We start from the raw sequence: 21,395 nt of genomic DNA, 5'->3' as shown, positions 1-21,395 counted from the left end.
AAGCGGTGGTCATGGAAGTAGATGTCGAACGGGTGCGGCCGCGACTGCGCGGGGATGTCTACGTCATGCGCGTCCAGGAGGGCGCGTACATCCGCAGCAACCTCGGCGGGTCGATGCTCAAGGGCGCGTCGACGTACGAGTGGATCCAGCGGATCGCGCCGATGCTGGACGGCACCAGGACCCTCGGCGAACTGTGCGCAGCCGTGCCGGAGTCCAGCCGCACCGCCCTGGCCAAGCTGATCCTGCTCCTGCACGGCAAGGGGTACGTCAAGAACGTGCTGGACGACCGTCCGCACTCGCTGACTCCCGACCTCGCCAAGACCTACGCGGCCAACATCGCCTTCGTCGAGTACTTCACCGACTCGCCGGAACTGCGCTTCGAGCGCTACCGGGACAGCACCGTCGTACTGGCCGGGTCCGGTCCGCTGTTGCAGGCCCTGGCCAACTCCCAGCTGCGTGCCGGTGTGCGTACGCCCGTGCTCGCGCCGTTCGCCGAGTCGCCGTTCGACCGCGATCGCGTCGCCGAGCACCTCGCGGTGGCCCAGGCGCGGGACCCGGAGCAGGGGATCGCGTACCGGGAGGTCGACGACGGGCACCTCGACGAAGTGGCCGCCGGCGCCGCCATGGTGCTGCATGTCGCCGATCGCCCCATGACGGAACGCGCGCGGCTGCTGAGCGCTGCCGCCGGCGCCGCGGGCGCCGCGTCCGCGCAGGTGATCGTGGTGGGTGACGAGGCCTGGATCGGACCGCTGATCGGCAAGGACGGCGACACCACGGCCTGGGAGTCGGCCTGGCGCCGGCTGTGCGCGTTGGCGCCCGACACCGTCGGCGCGGATCTGCGCGACCACCCGGACGCGGTGCCGAGCGATTTCCTGCGCGGTCCCACGGTCGCGCTGGTCGCCAACCACCTGTGCTTCGCCGCGTTCCGGCACCTGACCGGCATCGACGAGGGCGCGGCTGCCGATCAGCTGGTCCGGTTCGACCTGGAGACGCTGGAAACCTCCCACCACGCCTTCCTGCCGCACCCGCTGGCGTTGCCCGCCGTTCCCGACGACCCGGCCCGGCCGGCCGCGCTGGCGGCCGCGGCGCCCGTCGACGACGAGGAGCTGGCCCGGCGCGCGGTGGACTGCGTCGACCCGCGGACCGGCATGTTCGCCGAGATCACCGAGCGGGACTACGAGCAACTGCCGTTGTTCGTCAGCGAGGTCGTGGTGTCAGACCCGGTCGGCCTGGCCGGCGGCCCGTTCCCGGTGTACGGCTGGGGCGAGAGTGTCGTGGAGTCGCGCCAGCGGGCGGTCCGGCACGCGCTGGAGCGCTACGCGGCCGTCATGGCCGACCCGCGCAGGGGCGACCGGCTGCACGGCCTGGACGTGCTGACCGGTGAATCGGTCGCGGTCGACGCGACGGCGGTCTTCCCGACGGGGACCGCACCGAGGGCGGCCTCCGGACGCGACTGGAACGAGGCCGTGCGCGCCGCGGTGGTCGCGGCGGCCGGCGAGAACGTCGCGGCGGCGCTGTCGTCCGCGGCCGAACCGTTCCGCAGGCTGGACATGGACGGCGCCGAGCTGAGCCCGCGCGCGGCGCGCCACCTGAAGCTGCTGGAGATCGTCGGGCAGTCCTTCGAGGTCTACGACCTGACCGATTCCCTCGGGCTGCCGACGTTCGCGTTCACCACCCCGAAGGGCACCGTCGCCTACGTGAGCGACCTGGAGACCGGTGCCGCGCTGGAGAAGGGACTGGAGCGGACGCTGCTCGCCTATCAGTCCCAGGCCGCGGACCAGCCCGCCTATGCGCCGCCGCCGGTGCCCGACCTGCCCGCGCAACTGCGCGGTGACATCGCGAAGGCCGACGGGATCGGGGCGCTGCCGGATTCCGTGAGCCTCGAAGAGGCCGTGGCGGCCCTGACGCGCGAGGGCGGCCGCGTGGTCGCCGTACCGCTCGACCACGATCCCTTCCTCGCCCGGACGTGTCCGTTCGTGGTGCGAGCCGTGGTCGTCCATGGCTGATCGGCCGCAGGTGCTCGTCGAACCGCGGCAGGTGGTCGTCGGGCCGTGGGCGCCGGGCTGCCCGGAGTGCCTGAGGACGCGGCGCGCCGCGGCCGCGTCCGCCGAGCGTGCCGCCGAGCTGGCCGCCGAGGTGCCGGACCAGGAGCTCCCGACCTTCCTCGCGGACACCGTCGCCGGGCTGGCCTCGGCCGGGTCCGAGGAGCGGCGGTACTGGATCGTCGACCGGGCCACCCTCGCGCTGTCCCGGCACGCCTTCCTCACCGACCCGCACTGTCCGCGCTGTTCGGCCCTGCCCGCCGACACCGAGCAGGGCGCGAAGCCACCCAGGCGGGCGCGGCCCAAGCTGTCGCCCGAGTCGAGCCGCGTCCGCCCGCTGGACCGGGACGCACTCGCCGCCCTGTACGTCGACGGAGAGAGCGGCCTGGTTCCGTCGGTCACCTCCTACACGCAGCACTCGTTCCCGTTCACCGAGGCCGTCCTGGCCGTACCCGGTGTCTCCAGGGAGGCGTCCGGATACGGGCGTACCCGGGACTTCGACTCGGCGTGGTCCATCGCGGTGGCGGAATCGCTGGAACGCCTCGCCGCCTACGCGCCGGGCAAGCGGACCGCCGTCACGGCCGCCTACGCCGATGTGGCCGACGTGGCGGTCGACCCGCGCTCGCTGGGCCTGTATCCCGCCGACCGGTTCTCGACTCCGGGCTTCCCCTATCGGGAGTTCATCGAGGACGCGGTCACGCACTGGGTGTGGGGTTACTCGTTCGGTCAGGACCGGCCGGTGCTGGTGCCGGAGAGCTTCGTGTACTACCGGTTGCGGACGTCGTCCGGCGGTGGCCACGGGTTCGCCTGCGAGATCTCCAGCGGCTGCGCGCTGGGGAGCTGCTACGAGGAGGCGGTGCTGCACGGCGTCCTCGAAGTCGCCGAGCGCGACGCGTTCCTGATGGCCTGGTACGGGCGGACACCGCTGCCGGAGATCGACCTGGCCACCGTGCCCGACCGGCGGATCCCGCTCGTCGCCGAGCGCATCGAACGGCAGGGCTATCGGGTCCATGTCTTCGACACCACCCAGGACCACGGGATCCCCTCGTTCTGGACGTTCGCCGAGGACGTCACCGGCACCGGCCGGCCCAGGGCCGTCTCGACCGGCGGCAGCGGACTGCGCCCGGCCGAGGCGGTCCTCGCCGCGCTGCACGAACTGAGTCAGACCGTCGAGTACGTCACCGTCCTCGCGCTCGACCCCGGCTGGCGCGAGCGCGCCCAGCACCTGGCCGATCATCCGGACGACGTCGTGTCGATGGCGGACCATCTGCTCTGCGCGGCCGGCCCGGCCACCTTCGACCGGTACTCCTTTCTGCTCGACGCCCCGCGGACGCTGGGCTGGCAGCAGGCACTCGAACGCTGGCGGTGGCCGCGCAACACCGACATCGGCGCGGATCTCGACGAGGCCGTACGGCGGTTCGCCGCGGCCGGCATGGACGTCGTCGCCGTCGACACGACCTCCACGGAACAGACAGCGGGAGGCTTCAGATGCGTCAAGGTGATAGCACCGGGCTCGGTGCCGATGACCTTCGGGCACGCGGCTCGGCGGGTGACCGGACTGCCCCGGCTCCCCGAGGTGCGCAACCCGCACCCGCATCCGTTTCCGTGACCGAGCGCGAGGACGGCGCGGGCCGGGAGTTCTGGCGGATCAGCCTGGAGGATCTCGCCGTCGCGATGGCGACCCGGCAGTCGGAGTACGGCAACCCGGACGAGCCACTGAAGTTCAAGATCTACCGGGGCCGGCCCCGCCGTCCGCTGACGACCCGGGTGCCCCGGAAGCTGACCGAGGTGACGGCGCTCGACGAGACGGCGTTGTCGACGCTGCTGCACTACGGCTACGGCATCTCCCGGCAGGAGTTCGACACCGACGGGACCTGGCCCTACCACCGGATGGTCGCCTCCGCGCGCTGCCTGTTCGGCGTGCAGCTGTACGTGTGCCTCGCCGACGGCGTCTACCACTACGACGCCCCCCACCACGCACTGGTGCTGCTGCGCGAGGGTGATCACCGGCGGCTGCTGACCAGGGCGGCCGGGACCGAAGGTGCGCCGCCCGAGGCCGTGTTGGTGCTCTCCGGGCTGTTCGCCAAGACCGCGTACATCTACCGCGACTACGCCTATCGGCTGTGCACGCAGGAGGCGGGCCTGCTGACCGGGAACGTCGACCTGGTCGCCCGGGCCATGGGACTGCGGGCTCATGTGCACCACCAGTTCGTCGACGAGCCGGTCCACAAACTGCTCGGCCTCGACGCCGACGAGGAACCGGCACTGATGGTGCTGCCGCTCCACTTCGCCGGCGTCGGTGCTGGTATCCGGCGTGGCGGAGCAGCCCAGAGCGCCGCCGCGCTGGCAGCGACCATCGACCCGATCGCGCCGGACGTGGTCCACAGCGGACTGAGGGTCGCGCAGGCCTGTCCGACCCTGACGGAGGTCAACCGCGCGTCCCTGCGCACGGACACCGCGACCTTCGCGACAGCCGTTCCAGTCGCGCCCGGAGTGCCCGGAGAGTCCGGTGCACCCGGTGCCGTACCGCTGCCCCTGCCCCGGGCCGACGCCCCGGAGTTCGATCTGGCCGAGGTGCTGCGGACGCGGGACTCGGGTCCCGGTGTCTTCCGGCCGGTGGCCTCGCGGGTCGACGGCGTCGAACTGTGGACGCGCCTGGCCCGCATCCGCACCGATGTGACCAGTGACGCCGTACCGTCGGGCGCGCCCGTCCCGCTGGAGATCTACCTGACCGTCGGTGATCTCACCGGGATACCGGCGGGCTGCTACCGCCTCGACCAGGACACCGGCGCGCTGCACCCGACCGGCCCCGCGGGCACCGATACAGGCACCGACGCCATCACGGCGATCGAGCGCGTCACCATCCCCGGACCGGTCTTCCAGCACATGAACGCCGTCGTCCATCTCGTCGGCGACCGCGACTGGGCGTTCGACACCTTCGGCGACCGCGGCTACCGCGTGATCAGCCAGGAGGCCGGGCTGCTCGCCCACCGGGTGTGCGTCGCGGCCGCGGCCCAGGGGATGTCCGGCCGCATCGTCAACGCCTACCACGCCGAAGGCGTCCGCCAGGCCCTCGGACTGACCGAGCGACGCCTCACCCCTGTCTTCCAGATCCTGCTGGCCAGGACGGGACCGGGCGGGCGCGTGATCGTCCCCGTCGAGCCCGAGGCGGTGAACTGATGGACACCTTGCGCCAAGCCCGCCCGAACGCGGCGGGGTATGTGCTCGGCCCGGCCGCCGTGGTCCGGCTCGCCGGCAGCCCGGTGGCCGTGCTCGACGGGCTGCGATGCACGCGCAGCTGGCACACCGCACAGGAACTGGTGCGGCTGCGCGCCGAGATCGCCGACGCGACCGGCGTGCTCTCCGACCTGCTGCACACGGCGATCGGCGCCGCGGGCGACGGGGAGCTCAAGGGCCGCCTCGTCGCGGTACGCAGAGCCGTGCACCGCGGACGCCGTGTCGATCCCGCCCGGCTGGCCGACGTACCCGCCGACGTCCTGCCTCCGCTCCGGCAGTGGACGGCGTGGGTGGCCGAACGCGACCGCCTGCTCACGGCGTTGCCGGACCGGCTCGAGGAGGACTGGGCGGCGGGGTACGAGGCACTGCGCGACGCGGCCCGCGTGCCCGCGTTCCAACTGGGCCTGGTGCACGCCAACCCGGACATGTTCATGGCCCTGCGCAAGTGGTTCGGCACCGGACGCGCGCCGCAGCGCCAGAGCGTGCTGCGCCTCGCGCAGTACCTCGCCCGGTCGGCGGCGAAGACCAGCCCGTACTCCACGTTCACCAGCAGCGGTCTGGCCGCCTGGGGCCGGACCGACGACATCGTGCAGTGGTCCGCAGGGCCGTTGGGGGGCGGGCTGCCCGCGGTGACGGCGACCGAGATCAGCGTCGGTTCGCTGCACCGGATCGCGCGCGCCCTGTGCGAACGCCCGGAGTTCGAGGGCGGCAGCCGGGTGCGGATCAACCCCAGTGCCACCGCCGTCGACGGCGCGCTGCTGTTCCTGGGCCGCCGACCCGTCGAGTCCGTGCACACTCTCGCCCTCACTCCGATCCTGCGCCGGGTGACGGAACTGACCACGTCCGACATCACGTTGGACGACCTGCGGGGGAAGCTGCGGGCCCTGGCGAGCGACGGGCAGCGGGTCGACGCCTTCCTGCGCCGGCTGGTGGCGCTGGGCCTGCTGGAGCTGGTCCCGCCGCTCGCCGACCAGGCCCCGGACCCGGTCGCCGATCTGCGCTCCTGGCTGCACGAGCACCGGCAGCCCGGTCTGGAACGGCTCGACCGGACCCTGCACGGAGTGCACGAGGCGCTGTCGGCCTACCCGACGATCACCGCGCCCGCCGACCGGGTCGCCGTCCGCGACGCCGTGATCCGCGGTCTGGACACGGCACTGCGCGAAGTGGGCGATCACGCCCACGCCGACCACCCCAAACGAGCCCAGGAGTTCGCCCGCTACAGCTTCTACGAGAACGCGGTCCACCCCGGTACGACGGCCGTGCTGGACCGGGACAGCTGGCAGCCGCTGCTGGACGACCTCGACGCGGTCCGCACGTTGCTCGGCCTGATCGGGCCCGACCTGCCCTTCAAGCTGACGCTCGGTTCGCTGTTCGAGAGCCGGTACGCGGACGGCGCGGAGGTGCCGCTGCTGGTCTTCTACCGGGACGTGCTGGCCGAGCAGGCCGCCGGGTCCGGGACGCATCGGGCGTCGGCGGAGCCGTCCGTACTGGCACACAGCCGGTTCGCCGGCCCGGACAGTCCGGTCGAGGCGGTGCGCGAGCTGTATCGGCTGCGCACCGCGAGCAAGCGGCTGCTGGGGGAGCGCACGCCCGACCGCGACGGTGTGGTCCGGGTCCGGCCCGAGAAGGTGCGGGAACTCGCCGAGAACTGGCCGGAGTGGGTCCGCACCCCGACGTCCGTCGCGGTCTACTGCCAGCTCGCCGACGCCGCACACGGCCCGGAACTGGTGGTCAACAACATCGGTTGCGGCTTCGGCCGCGGCCGCAACCGGGTGCGCCAGATCCTGGACGTGCTCGACCTGCGCGCCGACCTGCCCGCCGAACCGGGGCTGGTCGCGAGCCGCGGCGACATGCTCTTCGCCGAGTTCGAAGCCGTGTCCCGGTCCGCGGTCAACGTCCGCGAACCCGGCGTCCCGCTGGTCGTCGACTATCCCGGGGTGCGCAGCGTGCGCGAGGCCGACGCCCTGCTGCCGGTGAACGACCTGTACGTGCGGCGCGGTGACGACGGCCTGCTGTGGCTGATGTCGCGGCGGCTGGGCAGGCGCATCTGCCCGGTCCACCCGGGTCTGGGCGCCGACCGGCTGCTGCCGCCCGCGGCCCGCTTCATGCTGGAGGCGTTCGGCGAGTCCAACACCTGGTTCGGCGCGCACACCGAACTCAGAATGACGTCGGACCCGCGCGCGGACAACGGCGTACGCCACCTGCCCCGGCTGATGGTCGGCAACGTGGTGCTGCGGCGCGCCATGTGGATGACCCGCGCCGACCGGCTGCCCCGGCGGGCCGACGTCACGACCGACGCGGCCTGGATGCTGCGGATGGCCGGCTGGCTGGCCGAACACGGCATCCCCGAGCGGTGCTTCGTCACCGTGCTCGACCCGGCCACGCTCGGCCAGGGCGAGACCGGCCAGGGCCCGAGCAACGACACCAAACCGAACTACGTGGATTTCGCGAGCATGCTGCTGCTGCTCGGGTTGGAACGCAGGCTCGCCGAGCCGAACGCGATCGTGCAGATCAGCGAGATGGTGCCGGACCCCGGCCACGTCCGCGGCGAGCACGTCGCCGAGTACATCGTGGAACTGAACGAGCCCGGAGTCACCTATGTCTGAGCGCAGCTGGGTCAGCGCCCACCTCTTCTACCACGCCGATCAGGATGCCGCGATCGTCGGCATCGTCAGGCCCGCGGCCGAACGGCTGCGCCGGGCCGACATCGCCGACGGCTTCTTCTTCCTCCGCTACTGGGAGGGCGGCCCGCACCTGCGACTGCGGGTGCTCACCTCGCCGGACCACGTCCAGGAGGTCCGTTCGGTCATCGAGGAGACGGCCGCGGAGTTCTACCGGACGTCGCCGTCGCGGTCGTCGATGTCGGCGCAGGAATACGCCGACACCGCGCCCGGACTCGCCAAGCTGGAGCAAATGACCGACTACGAACCTGAGTTGCATGCGGACAACTCGGTCGCCTTCATCGACTACGTGCCGGAGACCGACGTGTTCGGCACCGGCCGCTCGCTGGAGGCGGTGGAGCGACAGCTCATGGCGACCAGCGTGCTGGCGGTCGAACTGATCGCCCGCGGTCGCACGCCCGGACAGCGCGCCATGGACGCCTTCGCCATGCTGGCCGCCAACCGCACCCTGTTCACCGGCATCCTCCCCGAACTCGCCTACCAGGCACGGTTCCTGGTGGAAAGCGGCGGCGGGGCGGCACGCCTGCTGGAATCGACGGAGTTCGAGAAGCACTTCGACGCGAACAAGGCCCACCTGCGCACCAGCCTGGAGGCGGTGTGGTCGTCGACGCGGGGCGTGGCCCTGCCGGACGGCTCCGTGGCCGGCAAGTGGCTGACGGCCACGCGGGACCTCAACGACACCCTGGTCAGACTGGAGTTGCTCGGGGAGCTGGACGCCTATCCCGCCTTCGAGGCGCCCGCCGACGTCCTGGAGCACATCAACCACCTGGTGCCGCAGCTGATCGTGGAACGCTGCGCGCATCTGATGTGCAACCGCCTCGGCATCAGCCTGGCGCAGGAGTCCCATCTGCGGCTGCTGCTGACCAGAACCGCGTTCGACCTGTGCGCGGTGTGACCAGATGAGCCCTACGAGCCCCACGAGCGCCGTGAGCGCCACGACCCCGGCGCGTCCCGCGGCCCCCGCGCATCCGGCGACAGCTGAGCCCCCTGTGACACCCGAGAGCCCCGTCGGCAGCGAGGCGACGCGCTATCACGAGACCGTCCACACGCCGACCGAGGTCGCGAACCCGGAGGCGTACCCGCCCTTGGTGGTCAAGAGCTACCCGGGCGCGCCGCGACACCGGCTGCCCTGGCCGCCGGAGCGGTCCGCGCACCGGCTCGGCCGGCTGCTCGCCGACCTCGGCGGCATCACCCGGTCGCAGTGGCTGACCCCGCTGGACATGCTGCCGTTCACCGACAGCTTCGAGGCCATCCCCGACGCCGATCCGCTGCAGTGGCTGGTGACCCGGCGGCCGACGCCGTCGGGCGGCGCCCGCTACAGCGCCGAGTGGTACGTGATCGCCGGCCCCGACTCCGAAGTGCCCACCGGCGTCTACTACTACGACCCGGCCCGGCACGACCTGGTGCGGCTGCGCGAGGGCGACTACCGCGGGTGGGTGGCCTCCCGGCCGGCCACCACGGTCCTCGTGCACACCAACGTGTTCTGGCGGCTGGCCGCCAAGTACGGCGAGATGTACTACCGCCTCGCCTGCCTGGAGGCCGGCATCCAGGTGGCGCAGGCTCTCGCGGTCGCGGACGGCGAGAACGCCACGGCCCGGCTGTGCTTCGCCGACGCCGACGTCACCGAGGTGCTGGGACTCGACCCGAGGGAGGAGGGGGTGCACGCGGTCGTCGAACTGCTCCCGCCGGTGCCCGCCGGGTACGGCGGGCCCTCACTGGCCGCGTTCCCGCGCGCGTACGGCGCCCACGCGGCCGTCCTCGCACAGAGCCGCCCCGACCCCGAACCGCTGCCGGCCGCGTCCCCGGGCGAGGGCAAGCGGATCAGCCTGCCGCACGCGGCACCGGACCTGGCGGCCGGCACCCTGACCCGGCACGCGGCCATGCGCGGCTTCAACGGCGCGACCATGTCGATGGGCGCCCTGGCCACGATTCTCACCGCCTACGGGCAGCCGGCGCGCTGGGACCTGCCGGCGAACCTGGTGGAGTTCTACTGCGTCGTCGCCGACGTGACCGGCATCCCGGCCGGCGCGTACCGCTACCACCCCGACGCACACGAACTGGAGCTCGTGGGGGAGGGCGATCCCCGGCAGCGGCTGCGCGAGGCGGCGTTGGCCGCGCTGACCCAGCAGGGCGCGCGCACGGCGAACGTCTGGCTGCTTCCGGTGGGCGACGCGGCAGCGGCCGAGGAACGGTTCGGCAGCCGCTGGTACCGGGTGCAGCAGGCGGCCGCCGGTGCTGCGCTGCACCGGGCCTGCCTCGCCGGTGCGGCCGTCGACGTGGCGAGCCGGATCCAGAACGACGTGCTGACGCATCTGCTGGATTCCTGGTTCGGCCTGACCGGACGCCGACGGAGCCTGCTGGTGGCGCAGTTCGGCACGGAACACCCCGGCGGTCTGCGCCCCGAGTTCCGGCTGACGTGGTGAGGGAGAACCGCACGTGAGCGACACGGTACTGGGCGAGGGCCGACTGGCCGAGGCCATCGCACGGAGACCGCCGTCGATGCTGGTGGTGGCGCGCGACGGTTGGGACACCGGCGACTGGGCGGCGGCGCACGACCGGGGCGAGCCCTGGCTGCCGGTGTGGAGCGAACTCGACCGGGTCGTGATCGGCCCGCTGGTGCGGCCCGGCGAGCGCGGCTGCGTGTGGTGCCTGCAGAGGTGGCGCTCCGGCGCGCCCCAACGCGACCCGTGGACGGACCAGTTGCGCGCGGACGAGCGGATCGCCGCCCGACCGTCGGACTGGCTGTCCGGCTTCGCCGCCGAGACCGTACGCGAGCTGGTCCACTCGGGCGTCGCCGTCGACCGCTGCTGGTACCTCGGCCTGCGCGACCTGTCCCTCACCCGGCACACGTTCCTGCCGGACCCGCTGTGCCCGGTCTGCGGGACGCTGCCCGACGACACGGCCGAGCGGGCTCGGATCGCCCTCGTGCCCCGGCCTAAACCCTCGGCGCGCGCCGGCAGGATCGGCGAGCTGTCCGAGCCCCGGCTGACGGAGCTGTACGTGGATGCCGAGACCGGTGTCGTCGCCCCGCCCCAAGGGCTGCGCGACTCGCTCCTGCCGCTGGCCGAGGCCGTTCTGGCCGAGTACGGCTACCGCGGCGAGGCCGGTTTCGGGCGCGGCCGGGACTACGCCTCGTGCCGGGCCACCGCGGTCGCCGAGGCCCTGGAACGCCTCGGCGGCCAGTGGTCCTGGGGCAAGCGGACGACCGTACGCGGCCGTTACGCCGAGCTCGCCGCCGACGCCCTCGACCCGCGCTCGCTCGGCCTGTTCCCGGCCGAGCGCTACGAGGAGCCGGACTGCCCCTACCAGCCCTTCACCGAGGACGCCGTGGTGTCCTGGGTGTGGGCCCACTCCTTCCGCGAGGCCCGGCCGCTGCTCGTCCCGGAGACGTACGCCTACTACCGCACGACCTGGCAGCCGGGGGCCGGGGCCGCGCCGGACAAGCCCTTCACCTTCGAGATCTCCAACGGCTGCGCGCTCGGCGGCTGCGTCGAGGAGGCGATCCTGCACGGGATCCTGGAGGTCGTCGAACGTGACGCCTTCCTGATGACCTGGTACGCGAGGATGCCCGTCCCGGAGGTGGACCTCACCCAAGCCCCCGACCCGCGCATCAAGCTCGTCGTCGACCGCATCGAGCGCACCGGTTACCGGCTGCGCGTCTTCGACATGACCCTGCCCGAGGCGATCCCGGCGTTCTGGGTGCTGGCACAGGACACCACCGGCGACGCCATGCGGCCCAGGGTCGTCTGCACCAGTGGATCGGCACTGGATCCGGCCGCCGCCGTCCTCACCGCGCTCGGCGAACTGGCGCCCATCGTGGAACAGGAGATGCGCAGATACCCGGCCGAAGCCGAGCGGGCCCGCCGGATGACCGCCGATCCCGAACTCGTGCGCGTGATGACCGACCACTCGCTGTGCAACGCCACCCCGGAGGCGCTCGACCGCTTCTCCTTCCTGCTCTCCGGCGACCGCCGGATCGGCTGGGACCAGCTCGGCCGCGGGCCCTGGCCCGCCCACACCGACCTGCGGGACGACCTGACCGAAGCCGTCGACCGGATGCTGGCGGGCGGCATGGACGTCGTCGTCGTCGACCAGACCTCGCCGCTGCACGAGGCCGCCGGCCTGACCTGCGTGAAGGTGATCGCGCCCGGTGCCCTGTCCATGACCTTCGGCCATCACAACCGGCGGACCACCGGCCTGCCCCGGCTTCGCGAGGTGCCCCACCGGCTCGGCCACGTGCCGCGGCCGCTGACCGACGCCGACCTCAACCCGCACCCCCACCCGTTCCCATGAGCGGCCACGCCACCACCTTCGGGGTACGCGTAGCGGTGCTGCCCGCCACCGTGCCCGGCGAACTCGTCGACCAGCGGCTGCGGCACGCGCTGCTCACGACGTCCCGTAGGGCGGCCGAGCTGACGGCCGAAGCCGCCGCACTGTCCGACCGCTGCCACGATGTGATCGGCGCGCCGCACTCCGGCGCGGCCAAGCCCAAGCTGGTCGCGCTGCGCCGGACCGTGCACCAGCTGCGCGATCCGTCCCGGCTGCTCGCCGAACCGTCGGTCGCCGCCGCACTCGGCACCGAACTCGTCGCGGACATCGGCGCGTTCGGCAGCAAGCTGATCCGGTACCGGGCCGCGCGCGCCGAGTTGCCGGCGGTGCTGGCCGAAGCCGACCGCGCCGTCACCGCGAGGCTCCTCGAGATCGGCGCGGACCCGCGCTTCGACCAGGGCCTCGCGCACGCCAGCCCCACCCTCCGCGAGGAGCTGCGGCGTAAACCCGGCAGGCAGGAACTCATCCGCCTGGCCGTCTACGTCACCCGCGCCGCCGTCAAGACCAGCCCTTTCAGCACCTTCACCGCCAGCGGCCTCGGCCGGTTCGTCCCCGACGGCCCCGCCCTGCGCTGGAGCACGACCGCGCCGCCCCGGTCGGTCGTCGAGCTGGACCTGTCGGCTCTCGCCCCGCTGGCCGCCACACCGACCGAGGCCAGGGTCCGCATCAACCCGAGCGCGCGCCTGGTGGCCGACACCGTCCAGTTCCTCGGCCCGCCACCGGCCGAGGAACTCCTCACCCTGCCCCTGACCGGGCCGCTACGGCACTGTCTGCGCGCCGCTGCCCCACAGCCGACCCTCGCCGAACTGACCGCCGGCATCCCCGCTCCCGCCGAGAAGGCGGCCGGATATCTGCGCTCCCTCGTGACAAGCGGACTGCTCCTGCTGCTTCCGGACCCGGAACTCGACGAACACGGCCTCGACCCGCTGGGGCAGTTGGCGGACCGGCTCCCCGAACTGGACGCGGTCCGCAAGGCAGTGCACGAGTACGCGGGCGCCGACGGCACCGAGCGGATCGCGCTCGGGCCGGCGTTGCGCGAGCGGCTGTCCGGCCTCGGCGTCTGCGGCAAACTGCGCGACGTCCTCACCGAACAGTCCGTCGTCCCCGGCACGGTGGTCGAAGCGGGCCTGCCGTCGTGGCGGCATGTCCTGGACGACCTCGCCGTCGCCTGCCGGTTGCTCGCCGCCTTCGACTGCACCCTGCCGTTCAAACTGGCTGTTGCCGCCTTCATCCGGGAACGCTTCGGCACACGGACCCCGGTGCCCTTCGACCGGTTCTACGCCGAGCTCGTACGGGACGGCCACGAGGCCATGCGGCTGCACCCCGCCGCGGTCGCCTTCGACATGAGCGGGCCGACCCGGACGCCGGCCGCGAGCCCGATCGCGGAGGTACGCCGACTCGTCGGCGTGATCGCCGACATCCGGCACGCGCTGCCCGACCGGGAGCGGATCGAGCGGGTGCTCAAGGCCGCACCGTCCTGGGTGCGCCCGGCGGGCTCGGTCGCCGTGTACGCCCAGCACGACGGCGGACAGCTGATCGTCAACGCGGTGAACTCCGGCTTCGGCAGGGGCCGGGCGCACGTGCGCCGCCTGCTGCGCCAGGTCACGGACGATCCGCTCCCGGTCGACACGGCGTATCCGGGCACGCCTACGCACGCAGGCGAGCACCCGTCCGAGCCGACCTACGCGGAGTTCCCCCAGACCCTCGGCACCTCGCTCAACCAGCGCGAACTCACCCTCCCCGACCGGCTCGACTACCCGCCGGCCGCCCGGCTGACGGTCGGCGTGGACGGCGACGGGCTCCCCGCCCTCTTCGACCACGGAACGGTCGTGCGGCCCGTCCACGGCGGACTGTCCTACGAGCGGCAACTGCCCCCCGTCATGGCGCTGCTGATCGAGGCCTTCGGCGAGAACCCCATCCTGTTGCGCCCCGACCAGCCGCTGCAGCACGACGCCGGAGCCGGCCGCGGAGCGGGCCGCGTCCTGCACGCGCCCCGCCTGACCATCGGACACGTGGTGCTCCGCCGGGCCACCTGGGTGGCCCAGGCCGGCACTCTGCCGCATCGCCCGGCCGGCCAGTCCGACGCGGACTACCTGCTCGCGATGACGGCCTGGCTGGGAGAACACGGCATCCCGCCCCGGTTCTTCGTGTCCGTGCTCAGGCCACGCGCCATCGCCGCCGGCGCGCTCGCGGGCGACCGCACCCGCAAACCGCTGTACGTCGACATCGGCTCACCACCTCTCGTACGGGCCTTCGAACGACTGGCCGGGGACCCCGCCGGCTCGGCGTTGTTCTACGAGGTCGCACCGGAGCCGGAGACCGCGATCGTCGACCACCAGGGCGTGCCGCGAGTGACCGAGTACGTGATCGAGCTCGACTGCCGGGCAGCGCTCGACCGCCGGGACGAGCCCGACTCTCAGGGAGAAGAGAAATGACGGAGCCCTCGTGGCGCAGCGTGAACGTCTTCCATCACGACAGCGACCGCACCGATCTGCTGCTCGACGCCGTCCGCCCGTTCCTCATCACCGTGGCCCCCGCGGTGTCCAGGGCGTACTTCCAGCCGCACTGGCGGCGCGGCCCGCACGTCCGCATCCCCGTCCAGGCGACTGCCGAGGCCTTCGACGACGTCGTCCGGCCGGCCGTCGCCGATGTGCTGGGGGAGTACCTTCGGGCGCATCCGTCCACCGTGGCCCTCGACGAGCGGCTTGCGCACGCCCAGCACGCGCGGCTCGCCGAACAGGAGCGCGAACGAGGGCCGTTGACTCCCTGGGCGCCCAACAACACCGTCGAGATCGAGCCGCACGACCGTCGGCTGCACGTGCTCGGCGGACCGGCCGCGGCGGACCTGCTGACCGGCTACTACGTCGACACCAACGACATCGTGTTCGACATCCTCGACTGGGTCCGGGGCGGCGGCTCGAAGAAGGCGCTAGCCGTCGACCTGTTCATCGCGGCCGCGCACCGGTTCCTGCCGCCGGTCACCTACGGCTACCTGTCCTTCCGCGGCCACGCCGACGCATTCCTGGCGAAGATGCCCGACGGCCTGCGCGAACGGTTCGACCGGACCTACGAGGCCAACGCGGACCGCTTCCAGCGGAGGGTCGTCGAGATCATCGCGGCCGACGACCACCACGACGTGATCCGGTTCGGGGGCCTCCTCGACACACTGCTCGACTACCGCAACCGGGCCAACGTACTCCTCACGTCCGGCGAACTGACGCTCAACAGCGACGCCGACGGCGACCCGGAGGCGTGGGGGTCGAGCTGGAGCGCGTGGTCGGACCGCAGCCCCTTCCACCGGGTGCTCGGCGGCCATCGGGCGGCGGCCGACCAACTCGGCGACTGGAACACCTTCCAGCAGTACCGGATCGTCCTCAACTGGCTCTATCTCAACATGTACCGGCTGGGCATCGGCGAGCTGGAACGCAACCTCATCTGCCATGTGGTCTCCCGTGCCGTCGAAGACGTGCACGGGGTGAGCGCGATGGACCGGATCCAGGACCTGATCGGCTTCGTCGACGACGGCGGTCGTCTGTAGAACGGAGACAACGCATGAGTGACGCCGTCACCGTCAGCGAACTCGTCAAGCGCTACCACCCGCACGCACCGGCCGCCGTGGACGGCCTGAGCTTCACGGTCGAGCGCGGCGAGGTCTTCGGCCTGCTCGGCCCGAACGGGGCGGGCAAGTCCACCACCGTCAGTGTGCTGACCACGCGGATGCTGCCGACCTCGGGCCGCTGCCTGCTCTTCGGTACGGATGTGGTGGCCCAGCCGGCCAGGGCCAGGCGCCTGCTCGCGGTCGTACCGCAACGCCAGAACCTGGACCGCTCCCTGGACGTGCGCCAGAACCTGCTCTTCCACGCCCGCTACCACGGCATCGCCCGGAACGAACGGACCGCCCGAGCCGCCGAGTTGCTCGACCTGATGGGGCTCACCGACCAGGCCGGCCAGCGCGTCGAGCGGCTCTCCGGCGGACAGGCGCAGCGGGTGGTCATCGCCCGTGCCCTGATGCACGCGCCCCAGGTGCTGTTCCTGGACGAGCCGTCGACCGGCCTCGACCCGCAGTCGCGGCTGTTCCTCCACGCACGCATCCGCGACCTGCGCGACCGCGGTGTCACCGTCGTGCTCACCACCCACGACATGGAGGAGGCCGCGACCCTCTCCGACCGCGTCGGCATCGTCGACCACGGCAGGCTCCTCGCGCTGGACACACCGAGCGCGTTGACCGAGGCGCTGCCAGGGGGCACCACGATCACCGCGCAGGTGCGCTGCGCCGAGGGCACAGCGGCCGACAAGATCGTCGCCGCGCTGACGGAGCTGCCGGGAGCCTGCGCCGTCGAACACGACCCGGCCCCCGACGGCACCGGGCACGGAGCCGGCCCCGCTCAGTCCTTCCGGGTGCGCACCGACACGGACCCGTCGGCCCTGCTGCCGGAGGTACTGCGCACCCTCCTGGACCAGGGGGCGGAGCCGGTCGGCCTGTCGACGGTCCGGCCCAGCCTCCAGGACGTCTTCATCAGCCTGACCGGAAGGGAACTGCGGTGACCACCCCGACGACCACCCTGACCGAACCAGCCGGTCCGGAAACGAGTTCCGACACCGCCGCCCCGGGCAGGTGGCAGCACGTCGCTCCCACCACGCGGACCTTCCTCGCGGTGCTGTGGCGCGACGTGTTCACCACCGCCCGGCGGCCCGCCTCGTTCCTCGTCCAGGTGATCGTCCAGCCGCTGCTGCTGTTCTTCGTCTTCGGCAAGGTGCTCGGCGAGGCCGGTTACACCCACGGTGACTTCGGCGCGACGCTGCTGCCCGGCGTCATGGCGTTCAACGCGCTGCTCGTCTCCCTGCAGAACACCGCGATGCCGCTGATCATGGACTTCTCGTGGTCCGGTGAGATCGAGGACCGGTTGCTCGCCCCGCTGCCGGGGCCGCTCGTCGCCGTAGCCAAGCTGGTGTTCGGCACCCTGTGCGGCCTGTTCGCCGGCCTGGTCATGGCACCGCTGGGGTTCCTCGTGCTCGGCACCACGGGCTGGCCGCTCACCGCCTGGCCCGGCGTGCTGCTCATCCTGCTGCTCGGCTCGGCGACCGGAGCCGGGATCGGGCTGACACTGGGCACGGTCGTCTCGCCGGAACGCATCAGCGTCACGTTCTCCCTGGTCCTGGCCCCGCTGACGTTCACCGGATCCGTCCAGTACCCGTGGTCCTCCCTCGGCCGGCTCAAGTGGTTCCAGGTGATCTCCGCGATCAATCCGCTGACCTACGTCAGCGAGGGCCTGCGAGCCGCGACACTGCCGAACCTTGACTGCATTCCCCTGTGGACGGACACCCTGGTGCTGCTGCTCGCCCTGACGCTCGTCGCGGCGCTGGGCATCAAGGGCTTCATGTCCCGGGCGCTCGGACGGCGTTAGGGGCCTCCTCGAAAGGCCTTGGGGAGCTGTACGTCATCCGACCTGCCCCGTCGGCCGCACCGTGATGTGGTTGATGTCCACGCCCGCGGGCTGGTTGACGGCGAACACAATGGTGTCCGCGATCTGCTCGGCGGTCATGGTGGCGGCTGCCTCGGGGGTGCCGCCGCGGGCGTGCCAGAAGGGCGTGTCCACGACGCCGGGGGCGACAACGGTGACGCCGACTCCGTCCTGGCCGACCAGGAGGCGGGTGTTCTCGGCGAGGGCGTGGGCGGCCCACTTGGTGACGGAGTAGAGGTTGCCGGGGGTGTGGCGGACGCCGGCGACCGAGCCGATGATCACGAACCGGCCCTTGGAGGACCTCAGGTGGGGCAGGCTCTGCTGGATCAGGAGGGCGGGGCCCAGGACGTTGGTGAGGATCATGGCGCGCATGTCCTCAGGGGCGTGCGTCTCCAGGTTGCCGGGCAGGGAGAAACCGGCGTTGGCGATGACGTTGTCCAGCCGGCCCCAGGTGTCCAGCACGTTGCGGACGGCGGTGGCGACGTCATGTGCCTCGCCGGCGTCGCCGGTGATCGTCAGCAGCCGCTCGCCCGCCCCCGCGGTGGTGGCGAAGGCGGCCAGCTTGCTCTCGTCGCGTCCGGTGACGGCCACGCGGTGGCCCTGCTTGAGCAGGGCGCGGGCGGTGGCGGCGCCGATTCCGGTCGAGCCACCGGTGATCAGCGTGACGGGTTCCATGGGACGGCCTCCTCGGCGGCAGGGTCATCAGGGCAAAGCGCCTGCACTCTACCCAGCGATCTTCGACGCCCGCTCCTGGCTTTTTCCGGCGGCCTCGCTCCTGACTGCACATCAGGGGGTGTGCAAGGTACGGCGCTTGGCCGCACTCACTGGGTGGGGCACCGGCCACCGTCCGTCCCGTCAGGTGCCCGCCAGCACCCCCCGTTCGTATGCGGCGATGAGGTCCAGTCTGGAACGGCAGCCCGTTTTCGCGAACAGCCGGGTGAGATGGCGTTCCACGCTCTTTTCGCTGAACCGGATGACGGCCGCGATCTGCCGGTTGGTCATGCCCTGCCGGATCAACTGGATGATGCGTGTCTCGACCTCGGTGCTGGAGCGCGAGTTCGCCGTGCGTCGCGGCAGGGTCACGCCGCGCGCGCGGGCCAGCGACTTGATGTACCTGCGCAGCCGGCTGTCGCCGAGCTGTTCGGCGATCTCGTCGGCCGCGCCGAGCCAGGGGCGTGCGTCGTCCGCCGTGCGCGCGGCGATCAGATACGCGGTCGCGAGCTCGGTCCGGTAGCCCTTCGTCCTCAGCGCGGCCGCGGCCGCCCGGGCTGCCGGGAACGAGTTGTGGGCCACCGCGGTCACCAGGAGTTCGACAGGGCTCGGCTCCCGGGCGGGGGAGGGGGAGCCGCACGCCTTGGCCGCCTCTTGGATCTCCGCCAGGTCGTCGCCGGTACCGCAGGTCGATGCCAGGAACGCCCGCCGGATGATCAACAGGTGCAGGCCCGCCGTGTCACCGGCCTCCGCGTCTCGTACGGCGGCCGCGCAGGCGCGCCGGCCGAACGCGAGCGTCGCCTCGGCCTGGCCCCTGCACGCCAGCAGGCCCATCTCGACCCAGCTGCGGAGTGTGGGAAACGCACTGCGCCCGTCGGGTTCGCCCAACCACCTCTCGGCGAGGTCCAGTTCGTCCCGGCACATACACATCTCGGCGGCGAGCAGCCGTGCCAGTTCGCGGACGGGGGTCGCCGCCGGGTAGGTGGTCGTCAACGTGCGTGCGGCGGACAGCGCGTCGTCCCACTGGCCGCGCCGGTAGCCGTCGACGATCCGGCGGCACAGGGCGAGTGGGCCGTGCCGGGGCGCGCCGTAGGCCGGGCCGAGGGCCGACTCGAACATCCCGATCGGGTCGAACCAGCCGTCTCCCGGCAGCGGTTGCCTTGCCGCGGGCGGATCGTAGGTGGCGCCCAGGGGGGCCAGGGCGGTCGCGAGTTCCGCGGTGCGGAAGGGCTTGTTCGCGCCGAACCAACGGCCGACGAGCAGAGCCGCCGCTCCGGCTGCCTGGGGTGGCCCGGTCGGTGCGTCACCGATTCCCGCGAGTGACGGGATGCCGGTGTGCAGAGCCGCCAGACAGGCAGCGGCGGTCAGCTCCCGGGAATCCTGGACGTCGGTCGAGTGTCCGGCTGTCCCGCCGTGAGTTCGGCTGGCTTCCGCGACCACCTCGCCGAGCCAGTCGTACCGGCCGATCCGCGTCAACTCCCGGACCAGGCCTGTGAGACGGCGTGCGTGGTCCGTGGGGGCGCAGTGCGTGAGCGCGGCCCGCCTCCATCGCGCGGCCAGTGTCGGGTTCACTGGCTGGACCCGGTGGGCCGCGTGTTCCAGCAGCGCCGCCGCGTCGAGGCCTCCGACATCGCTGCCGACGCCCGTGGCGCCGTCCGGGGAGCCTCCCGCGAGGTGGTCGGCCAGTGGAAGCAGGGCGTGGGCGGGCCCCCTGCCACGGGCCACGAGATGCCGGGCGAAGGCCAGGTGCAGGGCGCACAGTTCGTCTCTGCCGACCGCGGCGACCGCCGCCGCACCGAGTGCGGGTGAGGCGAGGCTGAGGCCGCCGTCAGGGGCGCACCGCAGGGCGCCGAGGTCGGTGAGCTCGTCGATCGCGCGCCCGCACGCGTCCAGCTCAGCCGCGACGGCGTCGGCGAAGACGACGAGGTCGTCCATGCCGAACCACTCGGAGTCCGCGATCAGCGCGAGCAGTCGGAGGCCGAACGGATGGGTCCCCGCCATCCGCTGGACGAGCCAATGGCCGGCCGGGAGCGCGATCGGGGCGTCCGGGTCGGCCAGGCACAGAGCTCCGCCGACGTGGGTCAGCCGTCCCTGGCCGAGGAGCAGGTCGCACAGGGCCAGTACCGCGCCCGGATTCCCGGCCAGGGATCCGAGGGCGGCTTGCAGCGCCGGTGTGACGGCCTGGTCGGGTTGCTGCCGGGCCGTGACGGCTATCAGTTCACGGACGTACTCGTCCTTCAGCGGCCCGAGCTCGACGACATGGCCGGCCGCTTCGCCGTAGGCGGTCAGTTCGAGCGCGACGGTCTCGTCGTCGCAGGCGACGATCGCGGTGCAACCGGCCCGCAGGGCGGCGCCCGCCGTGGCGACGACCGTGGCCGGGACCGCGTCGACGTCGTCGAGCAGCACGACCGCCGTGGCCGCGCCGCGAAAGCTCTCGAAGAGCCGCTGGAACTGGTGGAGCAGCCGGGCGCGGGTGACGGGCGACGCGTAGGCCGCGGGTGTGCACAGCTGGTTGACCGCGGCCAACGCGGTCGCGAGCCGGGAGCCGCCGAGGTCCGCGAATCCCGCGCGGAGAGACCTCAGGGCGGCCTGCACACCGAACAGATCCCAGGTTTCGTCCCCTGACGCCGGCGAGGACGACGTCAGTTCGACGGTGAGGGCCCTGATGCCGCGGTCCCGGCACTCGGACGCCACTTCCTCGAGCAGCGCGGTCTTGCCCGCGCCCCGTGGTCCGCGTACGACGACCGGAACCGGCGTGCCCAAGTGGACGCCGACGGCCGTCAGTTCCTGGTGTCTGCCGACCAGTCCGACGCGCTCCCGGGACAACGTTCCTCCTCATCGCGAGAACAACTCCACCGAACCTTCACGGTGTTGGGTCTCCCTCCACATGAGGGCAGGGCCGAGCGCCTCGTTCCTTCGAACGCACGGCCGTA

13 protein-coding genes are annotated in these 21,395 nt (G+C 72.4%); 11 read left to right on the top strand and 2 right to left on the bottom strand.

The window, feature by feature from the left end; all coding sequences use genetic code 11:
- The first annotated feature begins 11 nt into the window (after positions 1-11).
- The 11 genes from LN251_RS28815 (at position 12) to LN251_RS28765 (ending at position 17,694) form a co-directional block, all read left to right on the top strand.
- A complete protein-coding gene (locus LN251_RS28815) occupies positions 12-2,006 on the top strand; it encodes a hypothetical protein (RefSeq protein WP_458247107.1) in 1,995 nt (664 codons plus the stop codon).
- On the top strand, positions 1,999-3,651 hold the full coding sequence (locus LN251_RS28810) for a TOMM precursor leader peptide-binding protein (protein ID WP_458247106.1): 1,653 nt from the start codon (positions 1,999-2,001) through the stop codon (positions 3,649-3,651). The genes LN251_RS28815 and LN251_RS28810 overlap by 8 nt, the downstream gene beginning before the upstream one ends.
- Positions 3,648-5,222: a SagB family peptide dehydrogenase gene (locus LN251_RS28805; protein WP_458247105.1), complete on the top strand. Its 1,575-nt coding sequence runs from the start codon at positions 3,648-3,650 to the stop codon at positions 5,220-5,222. Before LN251_RS28810 ends, LN251_RS28805 begins: the two co-directional genes overlap by 4 nt.
- A complete protein-coding gene (locus tag LN251_RS28800; RefSeq protein ID WP_458247104.1) occupies positions 5,222-7,885 on the top strand; it encodes a lantibiotic dehydratase in 2,664 nt (887 codons plus the stop codon). The genes LN251_RS28805 and LN251_RS28800 overlap by 1 nt, the downstream gene beginning before the upstream one ends.
- On the top strand, positions 7,878-8,855 hold the full coding sequence (locus LN251_RS28795; protein WP_458247103.1) for a lantibiotic dehydratase C-terminal domain-containing protein: 978 nt from the start codon (positions 7,878-7,880) through the stop codon (positions 8,853-8,855). The genes LN251_RS28800 and LN251_RS28795 overlap by 8 nt, the downstream gene beginning before the upstream one ends.
- Before the next feature lie 94 nt (positions 8,856-8,949).
- Positions 8,950-10,383 (top strand): nitroreductase family protein, encoded by a 1,434-nt coding sequence (locus LN251_RS28790; protein ID WP_458247102.1) that lies wholly within the window; start codon positions 8,950-8,952, stop codon positions 10,381-10,383.
- A 13-nt stretch (positions 10,384-10,396) separates the two neighbouring features.
- Positions 10,397-12,253, top strand: a complete 1,857-nt coding sequence (locus LN251_RS28785) for a TOMM precursor leader peptide-binding protein (RefSeq protein ID WP_458247101.1) — start codon at positions 10,397-10,399, stop codon at positions 12,251-12,253.
- Positions 12,250-14,724, top strand: a complete 2,475-nt coding sequence (locus LN251_RS28780; protein WP_458247100.1) for a lantibiotic dehydratase — start codon at positions 12,250-12,252, stop codon at positions 14,722-14,724. The genes LN251_RS28785 and LN251_RS28780 overlap by 4 nt, the downstream gene beginning before the upstream one ends.
- Positions 14,721-15,827 carry a thiopeptide maturation pyridine synthase gene (locus tag LN251_RS28775; RefSeq protein ID WP_458247099.1) on the top strand — a complete coding sequence of 369 codons (1,107 nt, stop codon included), beginning with the start codon at positions 14,721-14,723 and terminating at the stop codon, positions 15,825-15,827. Before LN251_RS28780 ends, LN251_RS28775 begins: the two co-directional genes overlap by 4 nt.
- A gap of 14 nt (positions 15,828-15,841) precedes the next feature.
- Positions 15,842-16,834, top strand: a complete 993-nt coding sequence (locus LN251_RS28770; RefSeq protein ID WP_458247098.1) for an ATP-binding cassette domain-containing protein — start codon at positions 15,842-15,844, stop codon at positions 16,832-16,834.
- On the top strand, positions 16,831-17,694 hold the full coding sequence (locus LN251_RS28765) for an ABC transporter permease (RefSeq protein ID WP_458247097.1): 864 nt from the start codon (positions 16,831-16,833) through the stop codon (positions 17,692-17,694). Before LN251_RS28770 ends, LN251_RS28765 begins: the two co-directional genes overlap by 4 nt.
- Before the next feature lie 33 nt (positions 17,695-17,727).
- On the opposite strand, the gene LN251_RS28760 is transcribed toward LN251_RS28765, so the two are convergent.
- Positions 17,728-18,426 (bottom strand): SDR family oxidoreductase, encoded by a 699-nt coding sequence (locus LN251_RS28760; protein WP_458247096.1) that lies wholly within the window; start codon positions 18,424-18,426, stop codon positions 17,728-17,730.
- Between the two features lie 180 nt (positions 18,427-18,606).
- Entirely contained in the window at positions 18,607-21,288 is a 2,682-nt protein-coding gene (locus LN251_RS28755) for an AAA family ATPase (RefSeq protein WP_458247095.1), read from the bottom strand.
- Positions 21,289-21,395: the final 107 nt, after the last annotated feature.

The sequence above is a fragment of the Streptomyces sp. MAI_2237 genome (genome assembly GCF_054189285.1).
Note: the sequence above shows the minus strand (reverse complement) of the source record. Positions and strands in the feature narration are given on the sequence as shown.

Excerpts from the sequence above, each read along its gene's own strand:
- LN251_RS28775 (WP_458247099.1), top strand. The coding sequence starts at position 14,721 with ATGACGGAGCCCTCGTGGCGCAGCGTGAACGTCTTCCATCACGACAGC.
- LN251_RS28770 (WP_458247098.1), top strand. The coding sequence starts at position 15,842 with ATGAGTGACGCCGTCACCGTCAGCGAACTCGTCAAGCGCTACCACCCG.
- LN251_RS28810 (WP_458247106.1), top strand. The coding sequence starts at position 1,999 with ATGGCTGATCGGCCGCAGGTGCTCGTCGAACCGCGGCAGGTGGTCGTC.
- LN251_RS28815 (WP_458247107.1), top strand. The coding sequence starts at position 12 with ATGGAAGTAGATGTCGAACGGGTGCGGCCGCGACTGCGCGGGGATGTC.
- LN251_RS28780 (WP_458247100.1), top strand. The coding sequence starts at position 12,250 with ATGAGCGGCCACGCCACCACCTTCGGGGTACGCGTAGCGGTGCTGCCC.
- LN251_RS28800 (WP_458247104.1), top strand. The coding sequence starts at position 5,222 with ATGGACACCTTGCGCCAAGCCCGCCCGAACGCGGCGGGGTATGTGCTC.
- LN251_RS28795 (WP_458247103.1), top strand. The coding sequence starts at position 7,878 with ATGTCTGAGCGCAGCTGGGTCAGCGCCCACCTCTTCTACCACGCCGAT.
- LN251_RS28760 (WP_458247096.1), bottom strand. The coding sequence starts at position 18,426 with ATGGAACCCGTCACGCTGATCACCGGTGGCTCGACCGGAATCGGCGCC.